Source organism: Massilia sp. CT11-108 (assembly GCF_047302915.1).
Lineage (GTDB): Bacteria > Pseudomonadota > Gammaproteobacteria > Burkholderiales > Burkholderiaceae_D > Telluria > Telluria orientalis.
In genome coordinates this window covers 1-1,569 of the sequence record NZ_JBKYMO010000838.1, presented here as the reverse complement: position 1 = coordinate 1,569, position 1,569 = coordinate 1, and the positions used below count along the sequence as shown (strand labels likewise).

Annotated in this window: 2 protein-coding genes; both read right to left on the bottom strand. The window is 69.0% G+C overall.

Features of this window, described 5'->3' with window-relative positions; genetic code table 11:
- Positions 1 to 103 precede the first annotated feature (103 nt).
- Positions 104 to 1,024, bottom strand: a complete 921-nt coding sequence (locus ACEN88_RS31260) for an ABC transporter ATP-binding protein (protein WP_413345997.1) — start codon at positions 1,022 to 1,024, stop codon at positions 104 to 106.
- Positions 1,021 to 1,431 carry a GntR family transcriptional regulator gene (locus ACEN88_RS31255; RefSeq protein ID WP_413345995.1) on the bottom strand — a complete coding sequence of 137 codons (411 nt, stop codon included), beginning with the start codon at positions 1,429 to 1,431 and terminating at the stop codon, positions 1,021 to 1,023. Before ACEN88_RS31255 ends, ACEN88_RS31260 begins: the two co-directional genes overlap by 4 nt.
- Between the last annotated feature and the right edge of the window lie 138 nt (positions 1,432 to 1,569).

The following is a 1,569-nucleotide window of genomic DNA, read 5'->3' as shown; positions in this document are numbered from 1 at the left end:
GCTGCAGCACGGACAGGGCGACGAAATTCGCGAGCGCGTACGCGGCGGCGCCGGTGCGGAAACGGCGCAGTTCGGCGAGGAAGAATTCGAGCATGGGATCTCCTTACGCGGCAAGCAGGTTGGCCACGGGACGGGCGTGACCGTGGGCGAGGAAGGCGTTCACGGCGCGGTCCAGGCCCAGCGGCATCGCCTGGACCGAGTGCGCGCCCAGCAGCTTGAGGCGCGCGCCGAAGCTGTCGTCCTGGTCGAACACGACGACGTGGGTCAGGTCGTCGATGACCTGCACCTGCAGCACGCCGGGCAATTCGCGGACTTCGGGCACCCTGGCGGGAAACGCCGCGATCCACAGGCGGATGCGGTCGCAGAAGTCGTCCGGGCCGCTCATGTAGCGCATGCGCCCGCGCTCGAGGATCACGAGGTTGTCGGCGACGCGCTCGATCTCGTCCATCTGGTGCGAGCAGTAGACGACGGTGGCGCCGGCGTCGTCCAGGGTACCCTGCAGCATGGCGTCGAGGAAGGCGCGCTTGGCGACGACGTCGAGGCCCAGCGTGGGCTCGTCGAGGATCAGCAGCTCGGGACCCTGCGCCAGCGCCATGGCCAGGTTCAGCCCCGCGCGTTCGCCGCGCGACAGCTCGCCGATGCGCTGGCCGGGTTCGACGTTGAAATGGCCAAGCACGTCGCCGTGGCGCGCGTGGTTCCAGCGCGGGTACTGGCGGCGCTGCATGTCCGTCAGGTCGCGCACGCGCATCCACGCCGGCAGCGTGTGCTCTTCGTTGACGAAGCCGATGCGTTCGCGCAGCGCGGGCGTCAGGCGGCGGCAGTCGTGGCCGAGGATGCGCGCGCTGCCGCTGGCGGCGGGCTCGAAGCCGAGCAGCACGCGGAACAGCGACGATTTGCCGGCGCCGTTGGCGCCCACGAAGGCGTGGATGCCGCCGCGCGGCAGGCGCAAGGTCAGGTGGTCGAGGGCGGGCTTGCGCTTGTAGACGAGGCACAGGTCCTCGGTATCGATGGCGTAATCGCTCATGCGGTTTTTTTCGTCTCGTAGTTGGAAAGGTCGGCCGCCACGCGGTCGAGGATGGTCTGCTGCGGATAATCGAGGCCGATCACGTCGCTGACGAAGCGGCCGACCGCCTCCGCCAGGCGGCGTTCGCGTTCCTCGTCCGACAGGCGCCGGCGCTGCTCGGCCACGAACAATCCGAGTCCGGTGCGGGACAACAGCCAGCCTTCCGCCGTCAGTTCGGCATAGGCCTTGGCCACCGTGTTCGGATTGATCGACAGCTGCTGCGCCAGGCCGCGCACGCTGGGCAGCGCGTCGCCCGGTATCAGGTCGCCGCCTGCGATCTGGCGCTTGATACCGTCGGTGATCTGGCGGGTGATGGGGCGCGGATCGCCGGTCACGATCTGCAGCATCAAAAGGGCACGTCGGGTCATGGTGAATACACTGTACTAGTACGGGTAGTACAGTAGCATCGGTGTTGCGCCGTCGTCAAGCGTTGTCGACGGGGCGTCAACGCCTGGCGGGCAGCCACGCCGTGCGGCGCCGCACCAGCGGGCCCGCGGCCACCGCCA

What these genes read in the sequence shown, in the direction of transcription:
- ACEN88_RS31255 (WP_413345995.1), bottom strand. Translation starts at nt 1,431, where the DNA reads ATGACCCGACGTGCCCTTTTGATGCTGCAGATCGTGACCGGCGATCCG.
- ACEN88_RS31260 (WP_413345997.1), bottom strand. Translation starts at nt 1,024, where the DNA reads ATGAGCGATTACGCCATCGATACCGAGGACCTGTGCCTCGTCTACAAG.